The organism is Novipirellula rosea (genome assembly GCF_039541335.1).
Lineage (GTDB): Bacteria > Planctomycetota > Planctomycetia > Pirellulales > Pirellulaceae > Novipirellula > Novipirellula rosea.
Map to the genome: position 1 here is coordinate 63,137 of NZ_BAABGA010000048.1, position 19,394 is coordinate 82,530.

The 19,394-nt window shown below is 54.5% G+C and carries 15 protein-coding genes and 1 tRNA gene; 8 read left to right on the plus strand and 8 right to left on the minus strand.

The window, feature by feature from the left end; genetic code table 11:
* Positions 1 to 109: 109 nt before the first annotated feature.
* From ABD971_RS19200 to ABD971_RS19220, 5 genes are all read left to right on the plus strand, one after another.
* On the plus strand, positions 110 to 1,120 hold the full coding sequence (locus tag ABD971_RS19200; RefSeq protein WP_345324685.1) for a hypothetical protein: 1,011 nt from the start codon (positions 110 to 112) through the stop codon (positions 1,118 to 1,120).
* A 69-nt stretch (positions 1,121 to 1,189) separates the two neighbouring features.
* On the plus strand, positions 1,190 to 2,830 hold the full coding sequence (locus tag ABD971_RS19205) for a formylmethanofuran dehydrogenase subunit A (RefSeq protein WP_339938236.1): 1,641 nt from the start codon (positions 1,190 to 1,192) through the stop codon (positions 2,828 to 2,830).
* A 5-nt stretch (positions 2,831 to 2,835) separates the two neighbouring features.
* The gene (gene fhcD / locus ABD971_RS19210) at positions 2,836 to 3,762 is read left to right on the plus strand and encodes a formylmethanofuran--tetrahydromethanopterin N-formyltransferase (RefSeq protein WP_345324689.1); all 927 of its coding nucleotides are present in this window, start codon (positions 2,836 to 2,838) and stop codon (positions 3,760 to 3,762) included.
* Positions 3,759 to 4,559 (plus strand): formylmethanofuran dehydrogenase subunit C, encoded by an 801-nt coding sequence (locus ABD971_RS19215; protein WP_345324691.1) that lies wholly within the window; start codon positions 3,759 to 3,761, stop codon positions 4,557 to 4,559. Before fhcD ends, ABD971_RS19215 begins: the two co-directional genes overlap by 4 nt.
* 251 nt (positions 4,560 to 4,810) lie before the next feature.
* Positions 4,811 to 5,926, plus strand: a complete 1,116-nt coding sequence (locus ABD971_RS19220) for a TlpA disulfide reductase family protein (RefSeq protein ID WP_345324693.1) — start codon at positions 4,811 to 4,813, stop codon at positions 5,924 to 5,926.
* Positions 5,927 to 6,131: 205 nt separating this feature from the next.
* Here ABD971_RS19220 and ABD971_RS19225 read toward each other — a convergent pair whose 3' ends face one another.
* The 3 genes from ABD971_RS19225 to ABD971_RS19235 all read right to left on the minus strand — a co-directional run bounded on the left by ABD971_RS19225 (position 6,132) and on the right by ABD971_RS19235 (position 9,883).
* Positions 6,132 to 7,847: a hypothetical protein gene (locus tag ABD971_RS19225; RefSeq protein WP_345324695.1), complete on the minus strand. Its 1,716-nt coding sequence runs from the start codon at positions 7,845 to 7,847 to the stop codon at positions 6,132 to 6,134.
* On the minus strand, positions 7,844 to 8,611 hold the full coding sequence (locus ABD971_RS19230) for an ABC transporter ATP-binding protein (RefSeq protein WP_339938225.1): 768 nt from the start codon (positions 8,609 to 8,611) through the stop codon (positions 7,844 to 7,846). The genes ABD971_RS19225 and ABD971_RS19230 overlap by 4 nt, the downstream gene beginning before the upstream one ends.
* A 141-nt stretch (positions 8,612 to 8,752) precedes the next feature.
* The gene (locus tag ABD971_RS19235; protein WP_345324697.1) at positions 8,753 to 9,883 is read right to left on the minus strand and encodes a hypothetical protein; all 1,131 of its coding nucleotides are present in this window, start codon (positions 9,881 to 9,883) and stop codon (positions 8,753 to 8,755) included.
* 382 nt (positions 9,884 to 10,265) lie between these two features.
* On the opposite strand from ABD971_RS19235, the gene ABD971_RS19240 reads away from it, so the two are divergent.
* The 3 genes from ABD971_RS19240 to ABD971_RS19250 all read left to right on the plus strand — a co-directional run bounded on the left by ABD971_RS19240 (position 10,266) and on the right by ABD971_RS19250 (position 12,693).
* Positions 10,266 to 11,861 carry an adenylate/guanylate cyclase domain-containing protein gene (locus ABD971_RS19240; protein ID WP_345324699.1) on the plus strand — a complete coding sequence of 532 codons (1,596 nt, stop codon included), beginning with the start codon at positions 10,266 to 10,268 and terminating at the stop codon, positions 11,859 to 11,861.
* A gap of 192 nt (positions 11,862 to 12,053) precedes the next feature.
* Positions 12,054 to 12,269 carry a hypothetical protein gene (locus ABD971_RS19245; protein ID WP_345324701.1) on the plus strand — a complete coding sequence of 72 codons (216 nt, stop codon included), beginning with the start codon at positions 12,054 to 12,056 and terminating at the stop codon, positions 12,267 to 12,269.
* A 205-nt stretch (positions 12,270 to 12,474) separates the two neighbouring features.
* On the plus strand, positions 12,475 to 12,693 hold the full coding sequence (locus tag ABD971_RS19250) for a hypothetical protein (protein WP_345324703.1): 219 nt from the start codon (positions 12,475 to 12,477) through the stop codon (positions 12,691 to 12,693).
* Between the two features lie 137 nt (positions 12,694 to 12,830).
* Here ABD971_RS19250 and ABD971_RS19255 read toward each other — a convergent pair whose 3' ends face one another.
* From ABD971_RS19255 to ABD971_RS19275, 5 genes are all read right to left on the minus strand, one after another.
* A complete protein-coding gene (locus ABD971_RS19255) occupies positions 12,831 to 14,516 on the minus strand; it encodes an alpha/beta hydrolase (protein WP_345324705.1) in 1,686 nt (561 codons plus the stop codon).
* A gap of 313 nt (positions 14,517 to 14,829) precedes the next feature.
* A complete protein-coding gene (locus ABD971_RS19260; RefSeq protein ID WP_345324707.1) occupies positions 14,830 to 17,376 on the minus strand; it encodes an excinuclease ABC subunit UvrA in 2,547 nt (848 codons plus the stop codon).
* A gap of 460 nt (positions 17,377 to 17,836) precedes the next feature.
* A tRNA-Leu gene (locus tag ABD971_RS19265) sits at positions 17,837 to 17,921 on the minus strand.
* A 103-nt stretch (positions 17,922 to 18,024) separates the two neighbouring features.
* Positions 18,025 to 18,492: a hemerythrin domain-containing protein gene (locus ABD971_RS19270; RefSeq protein ID WP_339938216.1), complete on the minus strand. Its 468-nt coding sequence runs from the start codon at positions 18,490 to 18,492 to the stop codon at positions 18,025 to 18,027.
* A gap of 417 nt (positions 18,493 to 18,909) precedes the next feature.
* Complete coding sequence (locus ABD971_RS19275) at positions 18,910 to 19,362, minus strand: hypothetical protein (protein ID WP_339938214.1); 453 nt, start codon at positions 19,360 to 19,362, stop codon at positions 18,910 to 18,912.
* Positions 19,363 to 19,394: the final 32 nt, after the last annotated feature.

Below are 19,394 nucleotides of genomic sequence, written 5' to 3' on the forward strand. Positions count from 1 at the left end.
GTTAGGGATCAATACAAGCCATCAAGCTAACCGTACAATGCGAGAAGTCCAGCGGGGATGGTTTGACCAACCCTACCGCTTTCTCGTTTTTTATGGGGGAATCAAATCGATGAAAAATCTTTCTCTGTTTCGGTTTACTAGCGCCCAATTCAGCCGCCCCGAATTCCGCGGGCGACCACGGCATTCCGGCGTTTGTGCGGCGATTCGCACCGCCGCCCTGCCCCCCAACCCCCATCCATCACGCAGGATTCGTCCATCGCACAAGACTTGGTTGGCCCTCGGATTCGATGCGTTTGTTAGTCTGATGCGGATCAGTTTCGCTCACTCGCATTCGCTGATGGCTCTCTCGCTCTCGCTAATGTTCGTCTCGACCGCCTCTGCCCAAGCCGGCGCGAATATGGTCACTCAGTTCAAAGGAACGCTCAAAAGTGCCCAACCAGGCGTGCTGGTCATCACCCGCGACGACGGCACCGAGATGTTTGTTCAGCCGCCCGACGAGCTACCCAATCTCGCCTTTGTTGCCGAAGCCAAACCTGCCTTCCTAGGCCGTGGGATGCTGATCCGATTTTCGGGTGTCTTCGACGGCGCAGGCAATCCGTTATCGAAGATTGAAAAGGTTGAAATTTTTCAGCCTGTTCCTCCGCAACAATTAAAAGGCAGCCAGCGAGACAAATTTACCCCTGGCGTCTACGGCGACCGTCACGCCAATCCTCAACAACGCGCCGAACCGCAGAAATATGAAGTGGTCGGCATCCCGATGGGGATCACCCCCAATGGCATCATGATGACGCAAGCGGGCAAGATTCCCGTCCGCTGCCAATTAGCCGAAGACGCTCAATTTGAACTGCGTCTGAACAATCTCTCTTTGGCTCAGCCCGGCGACCCGGTCTCGATCAGCGGTTTCTATCAACCTCCCGATGAAACCAAAGTCAAGGCCGAGAGCATCACGATCACCACCGATCGAGTCTATGGCGAACCAGTGGCCAACGAAAATCCACGTAGTCGCCGCAAATCTCGAAAGGATCGTAATACGGACGACGCCGAAAAAAACGCCCCTGCCGACGAAGCCGGTGAGATAGGCGTCAATGAAGCCGATGCTCAACCCAAAGCGGCGGAGTGACCCCGCCGTCCCCCTTCTCTCTTTTTTAATGATGATGCGTCCCCCGTCCTTGAGTTTGAAAGTTTTTCCATGTTGATGCGTGTCAATGGAGGCCACGTCATTGACCCAGCATCGGGAATCGACGGAGTTCACGATTTATGGATCCGCGACCAATCGATCGCGAAGCCCACTGCGAATCTGACAGCTGACCAAACAATTGACGCAACCGATTGCATCGTATTGGCCGGGGCGATCGATATGCATACGCATATCGGTGGCGGAAAACTGACGCTGGCTAGATTGCTGCTGCAAGACCAGTTTCCTCGCGAGAGCGCGCGGATGAGTGAGTTTTTGCCGGCCGCTAGCCTCGTCGGCAATCGCTATCTCGACATGGGTTACACCACCTGTTTCGAGCCCGCCGTGATTCCCTGTAATGCTCGTTCGGCCCACGCCGAAATGGCCGATGCAGTTGGAATTGATACTGGCGGCTACTGCTTACTCGGCAACGATGACGTGCTACTGAAACTGCTCGCCGAAGATGCACCGCAAGCGATCATCAATGACTATGTCGCTTGGATGGTCACGGCAACGCAGTGCATCGCAGTCAAGGTCGTCAATCCGGGCGGGATCAGCGCGTTCAAGTTCAACACACGCGAATTTGACGTCAACACACCGCACCCTCAGTACGGTGTGACTCCATCGACGATCATTCGCCGCTTGTGCCGCGCGGTTCACGAGATCGGTTTGGCTCATCCGCTGCATGTCCATTGCAGCAACCTCGGAGTTCCTGGCAACATAGCGTCGACCTTAGCAACGATCGAAGCGGCCGACGGTTTGCCGATCCATCTGACCCATGCTCAATTCCATAGCTATGGCGATTCTGGACCCTACAAAATGTCCTCCGCTGCCGAGCAATTGGCTCGTGTCCTGCAAACCCATCCCAACGTCACGATCGATGTGGGACAGGTGATGTTCGGCCAAACGGTGACCATCAGCGCCGATTCGATGCACCAATACGACAACCATAGGTATGCCAAACCGCGAAAATCGGTGTTGGTCGATGTCGAGTGCGAAGCCGGTTGTGGGGTGGTTCCCTTTCGCTATCGACGCAAACAATATGTCCACAGCTTGCAGTGGGCGATTGGCTTGGAATTGTTCTTGATGGTCGATGATCCTTCGCGAGTTTTCTTGACAACCGATCATCCCAATGGCGGTCCGTTTACCACGTACCCGCATTTAATTCGGCTGCTATGCGACCGCTCGTACCGCGAAACCGCACTCGCCGAGATTGAACCCGAAGCCGCCGCGGCGAGCCAATTGGCGGGCATGTCGCGTCAATACAGCTTTGCCGAAATCGCGACGATGACACGTTCCGCTCCCGCCGCCATCCTGGGGTTAAAGGGCGTAGGCAACTTGGCACCCGGATCGCAGGCCGACGTGGTGATCTATCGCAAGCAGGAAAACATCGAACGAATGTTTGCCGAGCCCACCTATGTAATCCGTCGAGGCCAGATCGTTCGCGGCGAAGGAGCCTGCGATGTGGCCACAGTCCCCACGATCACCCACACCGTCAACGCCTCCTTTGATCCCAACACGATCCCGATGCTGGCCCAGCGATATGCCGAACAGGGAACGATGGCGATGAACCGGCTGAGGATCAGCGACGACGAAATGCAAAGCACGCTCGGCACGACGCCTCATCGCCATCTCGCCGTGCGAGGAACAATTTAAACGCCATGGATGAATTCATTCAGCTGAACGGCATTCGCATCAACGCCACCTTTGCCGAAGCGTTCGATATGAAGGCAACGCGTTTGATTATCACTGCGGACGATCGCCAATGGGCAACCGATGCCGCTGCCGCGATGACGGGGTTTGGCACAAGCGTGATTGCATGCGGTATCGAAATCGCCGTCGAACGTGAACTCGCCGTAGACGAAACCCCCGATGGTCGTCCCGGCGTTGCCATCCTTGCTTTTACCGTTTCGGGCAAAGAGATGGAGAAGCAAATCCCGCAACGTGCCGGCCAATGCATTTTGACGTGCCCCACGACTGCGTTGTTTGCCGGAATCGAAGAAACCACTCCCAAGTCCGACAAACGGATTCCGATCGGAAAATCGCTGCGTTACTTTGGCGACGGAAACCAAATCAGCAAAATGATCGGGTCCCGGCGCTATTGGCGAATCCCGGTGATGGACGGCGAATTTGTCTGCGACCACGACGTATCCCGTATCGATGGAATTGGCGGTGGAAACTTTATCTTGATCGGCAACAACGTCAAAGCGGTCTCGACCGCATGTCGTGCCGCGGTCCAGGCTATACGAACCGTCGACGGTGTTATCACTCCGTTCCCCGGAGGTGTTACACGTAGCGGATCCAAAGTCGGTTCAAAATACGCTGCCCTGTTTGCCTCGACCAACAATGCTTTTTGCCCCACGCTTCGCACCATGGACCCATCCTCGGAATTGACGCGGGATGAATCGGTTGCGATGGAAATCGTGATTGATGGACTATCGACCGCAGCAATCGCCCATGCGATGCGAGTGGGAATCCAGGCAGCATGTGATTCGCAAACCGACGGTGGACTGCTGAGAATTACCGCGGGTAACTATGGTGGAAAACTCGGACGACATCATTTCCACCTGGCGGAGATTCTAAAATGAATAGCTGGCTTTTAGAATTACGACAGCAACCCGAACATGACGTCGACGCCTCGGCAATCTCGCTGCGGGCATTGGCCCAAATTGGCGACCCAGACCAAATTAAACGTTTAACACTGCGGTGCGGCCAGGAACCACGACCGCTTGGTGATCTGTTTTCCGTTTCAAAATTGCAGAGTGAAAACGAATTGCGTTTAGTGGGTGACCTGACTCGATTTCATCGACTGGGGATCGATCACCGTAGCGGACGAATAACGATCCAAGGCAGCGTGGGCAACTATGCCGGAGCGATGATGTCGGGAGGCGAAATCTTTATCGCCGGCGCCGCTGGCGACTTCCTCGCGGCCCCCGTCGACGCGTTTCGCAGCGGCATGTCCGGAGGCCGAATCGTCGTTCGTGACGCGGCCGGAGACCACGTCGGCCACCGTATGCGACGGGGTGAAATTTTCATCGAAGGTGCCGCCGGGGACTTTGTCGGCAGCCATCAAATCGCCGGCACCATCGTTGTCGCGGCCGAAATTGGCAAAAGTATCGGCTATGCGATGCGGCGAGGCACGCTAATCGTCACTGAACCGCCCGACACCAGTCGCACGCGTTTCAGCGAGCCCATTGAGGCAAATTCGGTCATCTGCCCCTTGTTGGGACGTGAAACCAAGGCCTGGGCCACAAAAAACCGGGCACTGTCCTTTGCTTGCAATAATGTCTTGCAACTCGTCGACCGGATTGCAGTAGACGGTTTTCAGTCGATTCGTGGTGATTTTGCGGTCGGCGGCCAGGGCGAGATCCTTTTCCCCCGTTAATGCCCTTATTTTGTCATCCAGGCATCCAATTTGCGGTGCAACGTTACTCGGGTCCCGATTTTCGGCTAATTTGTTACGGCGAAGCGTCGTCATTCGCTCCGAAATTCCCTGATCCACTGGCGGGAAGCGGGGCATTGTGACTATTTTCATCGGTAGCACGCCGTCGCTTTTGGCGTCTGATCGACCAAACACACCGGCCCGATACTCTCTCGTGGGCCAATTCCCCTACACAAAATCAAGCATTTTTGAAAATGAAAATTCTCTCTTTCCGATCCACTCTCCTTGTCGCAGCGACGTGCTTAGTGGCCTCGCTCGTGTCACCCGCCGCAAAAGCCGAAGCCACTTTGGGCATTGGCTCCAAAGCTCCCTCGATCGATATCGAGCACTGGCTGCAAGACGGCAAAGGTTTTTTCAAACCGGTCAAGAAGTTTGAAAAGGGCAAAGTCTATGTGGTTGAATTCTGGGCAACCTGGTGTGGCCCGTGCGTGATGAGCATGCCTCATCTCGCCGAATTACAAAACCAATACCGTGGCGAGAATGTACAAATCATCAGCGTCTCGGACGAAGAAGTCGAAGAGGTCAAAGAGTTCTTGGCGCGTAAGAACGAAGAACTGAAAAAGACGTTCGACGAAATCACGTCGGCTTACTCGTTGACCACCGACCCCGATCGCTCGGTCTACAAAGACTACATGGAAGCCGCCAACCAGCAGGGCATCCCAACCGCCTTTATCGTTGGCAAGACCAGCCAAGTCGAATGGATCGGCCACCCCATGGAAATGGAAGAACCACTGCAAAAAGTGGTCGCGGATTCATGGGACCGCGAAGCGTTCAAAAAAGCAATGGAAGAACAGCAGCGTCTCGAAGCTGCGATCGAACAAATTTCGATGTTGGCGGGTGCTGGAAAATTTGACGAAGCAATCAAGCTTGTTGAGAAAGAAATCACCCAAACCAAGGATCCTTCGCTGCAAGCGAACTTGAAGGATTTCCGTTCGAGTTTGATGTTGTCAGCCGGACATGTCACCGACGAAGTGATCACATACTATCGTGAGCGTCTGGCGGAAATGAAGGGCGATTGGATGTCGCTGGGTCAATTCGGTTACTCGCTGACCGCGGTTGTCCAACAAGGCGGAAGCGTCGGCCCGTTGGCTGGTGAAGCCGTTGCCGCACTCGCACCGGTCGCCGACAAAGTCGACGCCGAAGCCAAGCCGCTTGTCTATAACATCTTGGCTCAGCTTTCGAAGATCGATGAAAAAATCGACGAAGCAATCAAGTTTCAAGAAAAGGCCGTCGAACTCAGCGACGATCGTCAAAAGAAACGAATGGAGTTGTTCCTCGAAGAACTCAAGACGGAAAAAGAAGGCAAGTAAACAAACCTGCCGTCCATCAATAAAGGAGGCGTCAGTATTTAGTCGCCTCATGAACACACCAAACCATTCCTGCCCTTCGGGTCGGAATGTTTTTTTCATGGACTCATCCGACCGCGTAAAAACCGCACCGAATCAAGTCAGTCGGCGGAATGAGCTTGCCACGAAGGGACGGGCCATTTAGGGACGAGTACTTAGTATCGGGAGCTTACTGCGGAGGCAGATCGAATGACAGGTCAAAACGCCGCCAACACATCGCCGTGACCAACACGCTGACCGCAGCAATGCCCCACGTCGCTACGATGGCGCCGCCGACGAAGCCAAACGCATGAAAACTTTCCGGCAAGATGCTTTTACACACTGCGGCCCAAAGCACTAACAATGCAAGTGAGCCCGCGATCACACCTGCTTTGCCTAAAAACGTCAACTTGGCTCGCAACATCATCCCTAACCCTTGTTGGTGAGCATGGTGCGGATAAACCAAAAACAATGCGTTTTCCGCTGCAAAGGTGAAGACCGCAAAGGCAGCCATCAGCATCGTCCACATCAACCACTGACCCCATCCGGGATGGACGACCAAAGCTGCAATCGTCAATGTGACCCACTGAAAGATCCATGTGATCAATATGGGCAAAGTCAATTGACCGACGACCATCGAAAGCGGTTTAACAGGCAACGACTTTAGCAACTGCATCCGCAGCAAGTCGCGACGAAAATCGAGACGCAGCGCCGGGGGTGCAAGCAGCATCGTGCACAACGCAACCCCGCTGACCACATAAAACCACTGCTCCATCACTTGATTGGTTACCAACGGTGACAAACACAGCAGCGTCGGGATCACAAAACTGATCAAAATCGTTCCGCGATACCGCCGCACGCTTTGGTATTGCCGAACCAATAATGCCACTGTCGCGCTCAGCCCTCGATGACCACAAAGCACATCCACCTCAAGCGACCGATTCTCTGCGAATCGACTCGTCGCACTCCCATTGCCATCCGAACGATCCAGTTCGCGAAGCAGCGATTGCTCCTGTGTCCGGCTTTGCATCAGCGCCCAGTGATCGGCCCAAACCAAAACGCGAACGGCAAACAAGATCGTCATCACATTGCAAACAATCGCAATCGGTGTCCACATCGAATAGCTACTAGCCACCGCCAGCGACGCCATCGGAATCCAAGCAATGGCAAAGGCCTGAATCACCACTCCCTGGGCAAGCTCGCCAACCGAATAGAAGACGTGAATCAAATACAACCATGTCGGTGACCCCATCGGAGTCATCGCGGTCACTTTAGCGATCACTTGTAGCGCCACCGCGCTGATCATGACCACGCTGACCGCCTTAGCACGTCGACGATTCACATCGCTTAGCCCGCTGGCGATACGGACCAAAATTTGCCGCACGGTATCCAACAATAAAAGCGAGCTGAACACACCAAGAACCAGTAGTTCAACATGCTGAACATCGCGAGCGATCACGATCGTCAACAACAGTGTTTTAATCGCGGTCGCCGAAACAATATTGGTGATTCGGTACGTCGCCAAACTTGATCGATGCAGCGGTCCGCCGCCCAACCACAGACGTTCCGCGGGCGTCATCTCGAGATCGACCATCGATTCGGTCCAAACACAGCGAACCGCGTGATAAAACGCGTACAGCACCATGCCGCCCGAGAGCCAAGCCCGCAGGTGATCCGGAGACGCGGCAGCTCGATTGGAGAGCACAAAGATGCCGTACATCAGATAGGCGACGAGAAAAACACCCGCCAACAACGTCGCGACAATGCGTCTGGGCGAGCAGATTCGTTCGAATGTTCGCCGCAAACGAAATTGACTACGCGCGTTCGTCAACCACAACAAATCTCGATGCACCTGCGGCGCATCCCAGCGTGATCCGAACTCGGCTTGCTGCGATTCTCCGCTCATGCCACCCCTTCCATCACCGCAACCTCCGCATGCACTGCAGGGCAAACCACGGGACTTTCGATAGCCGCGAAATAGGCATCTTCGAGCGAACCGATCCCTGGATAGGCGGATCTTAGATCATCGGCGGTTCCGAAAAATTTTGCTTCGCCCTGCTTCATCACCAAATAATGAGTACAGACGCCTTCGATCATCGGCAACAAATGGCTACTGATCATCACGGTCGCGCCGGCTTGAGCACGCTGGCGGACCGATGCCAACAACTCGCGAATCCCTGGTGGGTCAAGCCCTGTCATCGGTTCATCAAGTAGCAGCACCGCAGGATCGAAAAGATACGCACAACACACCGCCAACTTCTGACGCATCCCGCGTGACAACGTCGTCGCTCCCGCGTCGACTTTGTCCAATAATTGAAACTGGTTTAGCAGCCGAGTCGCTTGTGCTTGAAATTCTTTGACTTGGTACAATCGCCCGATCATTTCCAAGTGCTGTCCCACCGTTAAATCATCAAACAGCGGCGGGTCGTCGGGGACGTACGCCAAGCGGCGTTTTAGCTCGATCAGATCGGTCTTCTGGTCACAACCTGCGACCCCTAGCGATCCGCTGGACGGCGGGATCAAGCCCGCCAAACATCGCATCACCGTGGTCTTGCCCGCCCCATTGGGTCCCACCAGACCGCAAACCTGGCCTGGCTGTAATGCAAACGAGACTCCGTCGACCGCTAAATGCCGATCGTAAATTTTACGCAAGCCTTGAACTTTGATCATGGTCCGCAACCGCTAAACGTCGCAAAGAGAAAATTTTCGTTGTTACCGATGTACTGAAAGTTAGCACACAAGTAAGCAGCGACACTCGCAAGTTGCGTTGTAACGATTATGCCGGATCGACGATGCGTTTTAGCCTGTAATCTATTGGGCGATCCAGTAGTGTTTCAGTGCCGCGTCGATCTCTTTACGTCCCATCATGCGTTGCTCTTTCCTCACTCCGCTGCGGCGATCAGCGACACCTTTGACGATCACACGTACCGAGTCCGACAAGTCATAGAGGTGTGCCACACGACTGGCGACCGCCAACTGAAAACGGGCTTGCGGGTAAATGGGAACGTTCAAGCGATCGAGCGACCACAAATTCAGCTGTAATCGATGCCAGCCATCGGAGTCGTCATCCACCAGGAATGGCGGCATATCGGCAGGCAATTGGTCCATCGCCGAGCGATGAATCTGAACCTCCGCACGACTGCTATGCGGGGAATACAGCGCCCACGACGTCCAGTGATCCCAGTACCCCCACCGCTCCGTCGCGGGCATCACGATCGCGAGAATTACGACCGCCGCTACAAAGCGTTTGCCGACCGTTTTGTCTGCGGAAGCGACTGCTGTCGCGGACGGCGACAACGACGAAGACGGCGAAGACTCACGCGGTTCCGCAATCGGCTTCACAAACAAAAACCACGCTTGAATGATTAGCAGGATGTTCCAAAACAATACCCCGTTACTGTGGTCCAGATTCCAGGGACCTAACATCACCACCAGACTCAGGTGCAGCAGCATCACACAGCCACCTGCGATTCGCCGCGTCCGGCGAAACAATAATCCGATCGCAATCAACGCTTCGCTTAGCGGCAACAGCAATGCGATCATCGCCAGCGTGTTGTGCTCGAACCGATCCGCCAAATTCCCGATGCCTGGCAGATCAACAGCCCCAAGAAAATTCTGGCCCACCGTATGAGCGAACTGGTAATCAAGTTTCCCAAGTCCGCTGTACAGATAAACGCTTGCGGCCAATGGAATAAGCCATCGTCGCGCCATTTCACGATCCAGCGTGGCAAAGACAACCGCGTAGATTGCACTTTGGTACGCCCAGGGCTGCAGCCGGTGCTGATTGAGCACAAACGAAACGCAGAACGCGGCGGCAACGATCCACCACAACCACGCACGCTGAAGCTCGGCAGTGGCAACGATCGCAACACACGCGGCCAGGATCACAACCCCGGGAATCGTCTGACCCCATGACGGCAGCATATGGAGCGTTGAAGACATTGGGACCCGCAGCGATGGCACGCCCCCAAACCATAGCGGAAACGTGACCAAAACCAGCACCATTAACATGCCTGCCCAACACCGAGACAGTCCCCAAGATCCCAACACGCAAATCCAACCTTATCGCAATTTGTAAGGCACGTCGAAACAATGAAATTCTTGGATCGCGGAGCGATTAGCGACAAACCGCCCGTGATTGTTCCAACGTTCCGAAGCAGAAACGTGTAAAAATGAAGCGTATGCGGAATCAGCTCCCGTCGACACCCCCGGCTGATTTGCTTTGCGATGCTCGATCGCTCAAGATGACGGTCAACGCAACTCGGGGGGGAAAGCACAAAATGTTTGCACGCGTTTGCCGACGGCCAGCAGGAATGAGCGAGGAATGCTAAAACCACACTCCTCTTACTCATCGATCGCTGCAGATCACGATGACAACGACACCGTAAATGCTCGCTGGAGTTTCTTTCAGCGGTATGGCTTGGTTGTGGTGGGGTTATCGCCGCTGATTGCCAATGCGATCGGCAGCGTTTTTAACATTGCCTATAACCACGTCCAGGTTGAACCGTTGCTTTCGACGGCACAGATGGCCCGTTTCAACCAATGTTGGCAATGGTTCAACCTGCTGGTCTATCCGATCGCGGTCGTTTGCTTTGTAACGCCGTTGGTATGGTTGCGGCCGGTCCACAACGCGTTGATCGCTGGCGATGCGGTGGATGCCGACGTCCTGCGGAAAGCCCAAAAGAGGATCGTCAATTTACCCTGGTGGTTTCTATTGGTGGCTGCCGTAGGATGGCTCAGCTGCATTCCCGTTTTCCCAGCGGCACTCTACGCGGTTCCCGAACCGTTATCCGGTGACGTCGTCGCCCATCTGATCACGTCGTTCTTAACCGCATCGTTGATCGCAGTGACTCATAGCTTCTTTGCCGTCGAGCTGGCGATCCAAAAATTTTTGTTCCCGGTGTTCTTCCAGCAGCACAATCCCGCAGCCGTACCGGGCGGAGTCCCCCTGAACATCACCGCCCGCGGCGTGTTATGGATTTTCTCGGCAGTTGTCAGCCCGGTGGTTTCGCTGGTGCTGATATTACTGCTGCCCGACGCAGCCCATCGGGCTCCCTGGTTCGCCGTCGCCGTGGGACTCGTAGCAATCCTGTTTGGATTGATATCGAGCGTGATGTTATCCAAGTTGGTTGCAACTCCGATTCACGAGCTGAACGTGGCATCGATGCGTGTCGCTCGCGGCGACTTAACCGCCCGCGTCGATCTGCTGCGCGCGGATGACTTTGGCATGCTGATCGAGCGTTTTAACAACATGGTCCAAGGACTACGCGAACGCGAACAGCTGCAGCAAACCTTTGGTCGCCACGTCGGCGAGGAAGCCGCTCGTCAAATCATGAGCCAGGGCGACAACCTCAGCGGTCGAGAAGAGAAGGTGTCGGTGATGTTTGTCGATGTTCGCAATTTCACTCACTTTTCGTCGCACCATTCTCCGGAACAAGTTGTGACGGCACTGAACGTTTTTTTTCGCGAGGCCGTTGAGCTTGTGGAGTCACACGGAGGGATGGTCAACAAATTTTTGGGCGACGGATTCATGGCCCTGTTTGGGATCGGAAAAACATCGGATCACCATGCCCAGCGAGCGGTGGATGCAGGAAAAGCAATGCTGCGGTGGGTTGCCGAGTCACGACCCCTTTTCGAGCAAGCGGGTTGGCCTGATCTGGAAATTGGAATCGGAATCAATACCGGCACCGCGGTCGTCGGCAGTATCGGATCTCCAAAACGTCAAGAATACACCGCCATCGGTGACACCGTGAACGTGGCGGCACGAGTCGAATCGTTGACCAAAGAATTGGGCTGCCACCTGATCGTCACCCAGAGCACCGCCGAGCAACTCACGGCGGAAACAACCATGCGTGATCTACCGCCGCAACGAGTCAAAGGCAAAGCCGATCCAATCAATGTTTTTGCCATCGAGTATTGATCAAGTCGCGGTAGCATCGCAGATCCAGCAGTAGCGAATATGATCGAAAATTCGTTGCCGCCGCCATGCCGGAACTTCGCTCCGCTACGTTCTGGCCTCCGTTGACATAGTATCCTGGTAAAACAGCGATCGCCCTGCGACCCGAAATCGTTAGCCGCGGCTAGCATACAAATCCTGCAAAGTTTCCACGCCATGAATCCCTATCGAGCCCCCGAACTGGTACCAGACTCGCAAAATCGATATGAGGGCAATCGGCGCCAAGACAATACGTTCGATCCCAAAGCGGTCAGATCGCTGGCCGGTTTTCTTCTTGCCATGCTCATCGTCGGACTCGTTACCACTGCATTCCTTTACGCGTTGGATTGGCTGGCGAAGTGGGTGACATTGTACTGGGCGAATAGTCGATAGGTTGGATCAAGTCGCAGTAGCGACGCAGATCCGGCAGGATGCGAAAATGATGATGAATTCGTCACAACCGCAGTGCCGGAACTCCCCGCAGCCACGGTCCAGCCCACGGAATCATCAACATGCCAAAAAAAAAAGGGATCAATTGACCACACGTGTCATCGGATTGAACTAGCCTGTCGCCTTCCATGGATTGGGAGGATTTTCAATGCAGCAGTTTCGTGTTTTGGCCGGCGTTCGCGTCGAGGTCCGCAAGCAAGAGGGCATACAGTGGCGGGGCTTCACGACGACGAAGGAAACGAGACTTGACGAGCCTATCCGGCGAAGTCGTACGAGTGTCGTTTTTGTTTCCGCAGAATGGTTATTGCGTGTCAAAACCCACGACGTGCAAATTTACAACGGCTTGCGGTGGGTGCAGATGAAGTAACGATTATCTTTTTACGTACCATGATGGTGACTTCCGTTAAGTGGAACATTGTTCCCAATTCACATTGCAAGAAGTGGACCAAAGAGCGGGTACAACAGAAATTGATACGGCCGACTCGCGGGTAATATGACAGGGAATCAAATCGGTGAGGGATTGAAGTCCGCGTACGCTGCTTTGAGCGATTTTGTATCTTCCTTGGTCCACGATATTGGCGCAGTGACTTCGATCCAAGCGTCGATGTATTCGGCAGGCGAATAGTTGTGAGCGTAACCGAGCGGTGCCGTGGTTGCCATCGGCACGTCGAAGCCGACTTGCAGGAACGTAATGACAGGAAACCAGCGAAAATAGGGAGAGACATCGGGTGCCTTTTCACCTTTCAACCAGTCGGGTTCGCTCCAGGCCAACGATGGTGAAAACCACGCCATCGGATCACTGCCGTGTTGCAGGTAAATGATCCGCATGATTCCCCAGTCGGTATCAACGGACGTTGCGGTCCCGTCGCGATTCATAAAGCGAACCAACTCGCTATCGCGAAACTCCGGCAGCCACGCAGGAGTGCCAGGCTTTCGACTGCGGACCAATTCTGTCCACATCGTACTTGGGAACGGGGGACCACTCAGTACGGCCCCGTCGATCGGGTCGCCGATCAGGTTATAGAAATCGAGTGCCGCTTCGCTGCCGAGCGACCCAAGACTGAGTCCGAACAGATACAGCTTGGGTCGACTGTCTTTTTGCAACGCTGTCCAGTGCGAATAGACCTGCCGAAACAGGGCTTTGGCGGCGAGTCGCGAACGGTCCGGCTCCACCATGATCGTCAACCAACTTGGTAAATACGAATACTGAATCGACACGGTGGCGATGTCGCCGTCGTGCAGGTACTCCAGCGGATCGACAGCCGAAGGGTCCAACCATCCCGTGCCTGTCGGTGTCGCGACGATCAAGACTTCACGATCGAAACCACCCAGGCGAATCAATTCGTCCAGAGCAACCTTGGCTCGTTGTTCGAGTGAATCGCCTGTGTTGTATCCCGCATAGACTCGAATCGGCGACTTCGCGGAACGTCCCGTAAGCTCCGAAATGTCATCCGCAGTGGGGCCATCGGCCACAAAAACCTTGCCATTCTTTCCAATCTCATTCCAAGGAACAAGCGAATCTGAACTTCCCAATGACGCCAAGGCCCGGGACTGTGAATGCTCGTCGTCGGTTGCCTCGTCAATTGCCGCGAACGCTTCATCTATCGCATGCAGTGCAGTCTTGACGATCAAACCATTAACGAGGTTGAAAATCAAAATACTCAAAATAACGCTCGATACCACCAGAGCAACTCGAGGTGGCATGATGCGACCGAGCCAATTTGCAAATGATCGAACCAGAAACCAGACCGCTCTGGCGACAAGTAGCAAGAGGATGGCAACAATGATCGAAGTTGCCGACACGCTAAGCGGATACGACGAGTCAATAGGCGGCATCTGCATCCGGTCACGGATCGAATTTTGCCAAACGGTCATGCGAGACAGCGTCAAAATGGACAGCAAACTCATCACGCCCAGCAGCCCCATCGAGACATGTCTGGCATTCGTTTCGCCCAATTCACGCAATTGCATGAATCGCCAGATGCCCAGCAGCGTTTTGGCGATCGCATATCCAACGATCAACGAGATTCCCCCAAGCAACCCCTGCAAAATCGGAGGCCGTGGCAACAGCGATGGAGTTAACGAAGAACAGAAGAAAAACAGCCCCAACGCAGTGGATGCGACGGAAAAGGACGCTAGCAATCGCGACAACCATCCAGTCATCACAAGTCGGATTTTGTACAGGCTCATTCTCTTCATTCTCGGCGAGTCGGGCTGAATCACAAGGTGGCGTGCATGTCGCATGTCGAGATGAGTTACGTGGCTATGGCGTCAGCTCGATTCGTAACGTCGCTGGATGATCGTGACCGAGTAGCGTTGATGGATCGGGAATGGCTCTGACATAGCAGTCGTTGACGATCGAGGATAGAAGCAACGCCAATTTGTGTTACGCGATGTTATGGCTTTGGCTCATGCGCTCAATTTGGGTCATGTTTAGTAGTGGTGAACGTCGTCAAGTCGTTCGCTGACTCAGGATACAGACCAAAACTCTTGATGAACGCCGCTACGAGAATAGGAACGGAGCGGTTCGGCTGGCTTTAGAACTTGCTACTTTCGCAGGTGGGCCTTGGGCAACGACAAGTCCTCCTTCGTCGCCTGCGCCAGGGCCGATGTCGATGATCCAGTCGCTGCTGATAGCAACCTGCATATCGTGTTCGACCATGATTACGGTGTTGCCTGCATCAACAAGTCCATTTAGTTGCGACATCAACATTGACACGTCTGCTGGGTGCAGACCAGTGGTGGGTTCATCAAGAACGTAAAGCGTATCACCTCGCTGCGCGCGCTGCAGCTCGGTTGCAAGTTTGATTCGCTGCGCTTCGCCACCGGACAGCTCGGTTGCAGGTTGACCGAGTCGCAGGTAGCCGAGTCCGACTTGCAGCAAGGCATCAAGGGCACGCAGCACCGAAGCTTCCTCTGCAAAGAATGCGTGTGCGGATTCGACGGTCAAATCAAGTACTTCGGCGATGTTCTTGTCCCGGTAGGTGATTTCAAGCGTCTTTTCGTTATAGCGTTGGCCGCGACACACCGGACAGGGCGTGTAGACGCTGGGCAGAAACAGCAGCTCGACGCTGACAAATCCCGCTCCCTCGCAGTTCGGACAACGTCCTTTGGCAACATTGAACGAAAAGCGGCCGACATCGTAACGACGTGCCTTCGCTTTGCGAGTCGACGCGAACAACTTGCGAACATGGTCGAACAAACCGGTGTAGGTGGCAAGGTTCGATCGCGGCGTTCTACCGATCGGCTTCTGGTCAACCGTTACCAGTCGACGTACATGTTTCATTCCGGCAACGATCCGCCCACCCGTCGTCGTCTCTAGCTCTCGTTCCAATAGATCGACTTCACCGTTCGGGGCTTCAACGGCCTTCTTCTGTCCCAGCGTTTCGCTAACGAGTTCGACAAGTGCCTGACTGACAAGGCTCGACTTGCCCGAACCAGATACACCCGTCACGGTCGTCAATACGCCGAGCGGAAACTCAACGTCTAGCGATTGGAGATTGTTTCGTTCAATTTGCTCCAACTTCAGCCAACCTGTCGGTTGTCGCGGTGCTCCAGCCGCAGTGGATGTCGTCGAGACTTTCGGCCGACCGCTTTGTGTTGCGATACTCTTGGCGAGCGTCGCTGCGGAGGTGCTCTCGCTTGCCTCGTGTCCAAACAGATATCGCGCCGTATGCGATTCTTCGACATCGCGCAAACCGTCTAATGGGCCACTGTAAATCACTTCGCCGCCATGGGTTCCTGCGTCCGGCCCAATGTCCACGATCCAGTCGGCATGCCGGATGACGCTTACATGATGTTCGACGACAAACAATGAGTTGCCCGCTTGTTTGAGTTCATCTAACGCACCCAGCAGTGCCTTAGTGTCGGCGGGATGCAGGCCTGCCGACGGTTCGTCAAGAACATAGACGACGCCGAACAACTGTGACCGAATCTGTGTGGCCAATCGCAAGCGTTGTAATTCCCCCGGCGATAGAGTGGGCGTACTCCGTTCGAGCGACAGATATCCCAGGCCAAGAGTCGTGAGCGCTTCGACTCGGGCAAGAATGTCACTGGCAATCCGCTGAGCGACGATCGCTTTTTCTCGGTGCAGGTCTCTCGCTGACGGTTTTGTGTTGGCAGCATCACGCAGCCGTCGCGCGAGTTCGGTCAGCGTCAACTGCGACAACTCGCCAATGTCGAGTCCAGTAAACTTGACTGATAGCGATTCACGTTTCAGTTTTTTTCCATTGCAGTCCGGACACTCCGAAATCTGCATGAACTGGGAGACACGTTTCTTGGTGCGGTGACTTTGCGTCGTCGCGAACGAGTGCAGCACGTAGCGTCTGGCACTCGCAAACGTACCCATGTAACTTGGCGATGCGTCGTGTTCTTTCGCCTCGCGAGCTTCGTCAAGATCAAACCCTGCATAAACCGGGACAACGGGTGTCTCGTCGGTAAACAGAATCCAGTCGCGAGTTTTGCGAGGCAGTTTCTTCCATGGTTTGTCGATGTCGTGCCCGAGTGAAACAAGAATATCGCGAAGGTTTTGACCTTGCCACGCCGGCGGCCACGCAGCGACGGCTCGCTCTCGAATCGTTTTCGTATCATCGGGCACGAGCAGTTTTTCCGTCACCTCAAACACGCGACCGATGCCGTGGCATCGAGGACAGGCTCCCTCAGGAGTGTTGGGCGAGAACGAGTCCGCATACAACATCTTCTGGCCGCGTGGATAATTCCCAGCACGTGAGTAGAGCATGCGAAGGCCATTGGAAATCGTGGTGACGCTACCCACCGATGACCGTGCGGACGGCGTGCCCCGCTGTTGTTGAAGTGCGACGGCGGGTGGCAATCCATCAATCGCATCGACGTCCGGTTCGCCAACCTGGTCGATCAATCGCCGCGCGTAAGGCGACACCGAATCGAGATAGCGCCGCTGCGATTCGGCGAAAAGTGTTCCGAACGCCAGCGAAGACTTTCCTGAACCAGAGATGCCCGTAAACACGACGAGTGCGTTGCGAGGCAGATCGACGTCGATGTTCTTCAGATTGTGGACGCGCGCACCCCGCACTTGAATGCAGTGGTCAGGGTCACAGGGGACGTTCTTGGATTTTTTTCGAGCGATGATTCAGTCTCTTCTCGCTTTGAAAACAGTACGGCTGAGCCAGTTGTTTTACGGGCCTGTGCAGCCTTGCGGGCCAGTGCGTGGAACCGATTGGCACCGCAGCAATTCACGCCAGTCGAGATCGGTTCTGTTGTTCTCGAAATTGCATTGCGAATACACAAGTGCAAATTGAAAACAAATTGGGGACTATCGTCGCCTGGTTCAATCTCACCATCGCTGCGGGCGCGGATGACCGTCTCATTGCGATCCATGGATTGGCCAGAGATGGTTTATCCACGGTGGAGGCGTCGCACGATCCGGTGACCGTATCCGGAAATTGGGCCACCCTGTGCCAGGGTGATTCACACGAATCCAAAGAAAACGCAGATTCGTGTGTGCAAGATGTTGCCACTGATTCTTGCCGCAGTGCCCAGGGCGGGACTCGAACCCGCACAGCCATAACGGCCGAGGGATTTTAAGTCCCTTGTGTCTGCCAATTCCACCACCTGGGCGTGCCGCCAAAATACGGGATTTTGCTCCGCCAGTCCACTCCAGGTGTGGCTAGTTTGTGGCTAGTTTATCGAGACACGCCCCATTACCTTCCTACCGCCACCCTCATACCGCCGTGTCTTCTCGTGGGGCGAGCCACTGGATGTGCTCTGCCTCGCACTCTTCGTGCTCTTCCAAACGGTCGATAAACAACGAGACTTCATGAACCGCATCGGCCCACGTTCCAAAAGGGGGCTCGACCTGATCTAGCCGCTCGGCCAGATCGTCAAGCTCCGAAAGCAGTTCCTCGTGGTCCTGGCACGCTTGCCGGTAACTTGCCTCTACCTCGAGGGAACCTTTCGGGTAGTGCGAACGAAGTTGTCTGCCAATCTGATCCTCCCGAACAAAATGATCCACAAGTCGGTCGCGAATCTGACGCAGTCGGTTAGCGGACTCGATAAATTCCGGAGACGGCTGCTCCGCAATGCCGCTGGTCCAGTCGCGGAAGGCATCCAATTCCTGCTGCAGACTGCTGTGCTCCTGTTTCCAGTGTCCAAAAAGCACGGAAACGCTGTGATTCGATTCGGGTTTCATGGATCTGACTCATTTTTAATGGTGTTCGGTGTTGAGTATCCCTCTTTCCTGTAAATCCGTGTTGAAAGGACAATGCAGCAACGATAGTGCCGCCACTCGATCAAAGTACCTCAGCGGCGGAGGAAGCAACGGCTGTATACGAAGCCGAATTATCTGGAATTCTAACGTCGGACGCGGAAAAGTAGCTAGAAAATATCCGGCCTGACGGTGAACGTCCGTGCACATCACAGATATATCGCTGGTTGCCGTTCGCTCAACGCAGCGGAGATCGCTGGACGATTTCCGCTCAGAATCACCTTGGTCTGGGAAGCCAGCCAAGGCCAACGCACAAAAAAAGCCGAACGTGCGACACGCTCGGCTTCTTCGATTTTTTCAAAGTGAAAACAAGGTAACCTTTTTCGATTACCAATCGGACACTTACTCTGTTTTTTCCTCTGCTTTTGCGAACGCTTTCGCAAATGCCTTCTCACCAAAGACCAATTTCACTTTGGCATCGCCCTCTGCCTTTTCGACTTTGCCCTTACAGCCGTTGCAGCAGAACGTCACCTTGACCCCCGAAACTTCGGTGGCGGTTTCAGGATTCAGGTCTTTGCCACTAATCGGGCAAGCTTTTTGCTCGTACTGCTTGGTCGCCACCAATTGGCGATTGGCACTGTTGGCAAACTTTTCGTTGTTCTTCGCGAACTTTCCAGCACATCCATTGCAGCAGAAATAGACTTTGCCGTCTTTGTAGTCCGCTGACTTGCTCGCATCGGCAGGCTTCGACGCAACGACGCATTGCACCCCTTCCAATTCGACATCACCAGCGAATACCGTCGCGGTAGCGATCAGAGCGATGGCCAAACCGCTTGCAACTTTCTTCAGCAACATACTTTTCTTCTCCAAAAATTTAGTTTCATTAA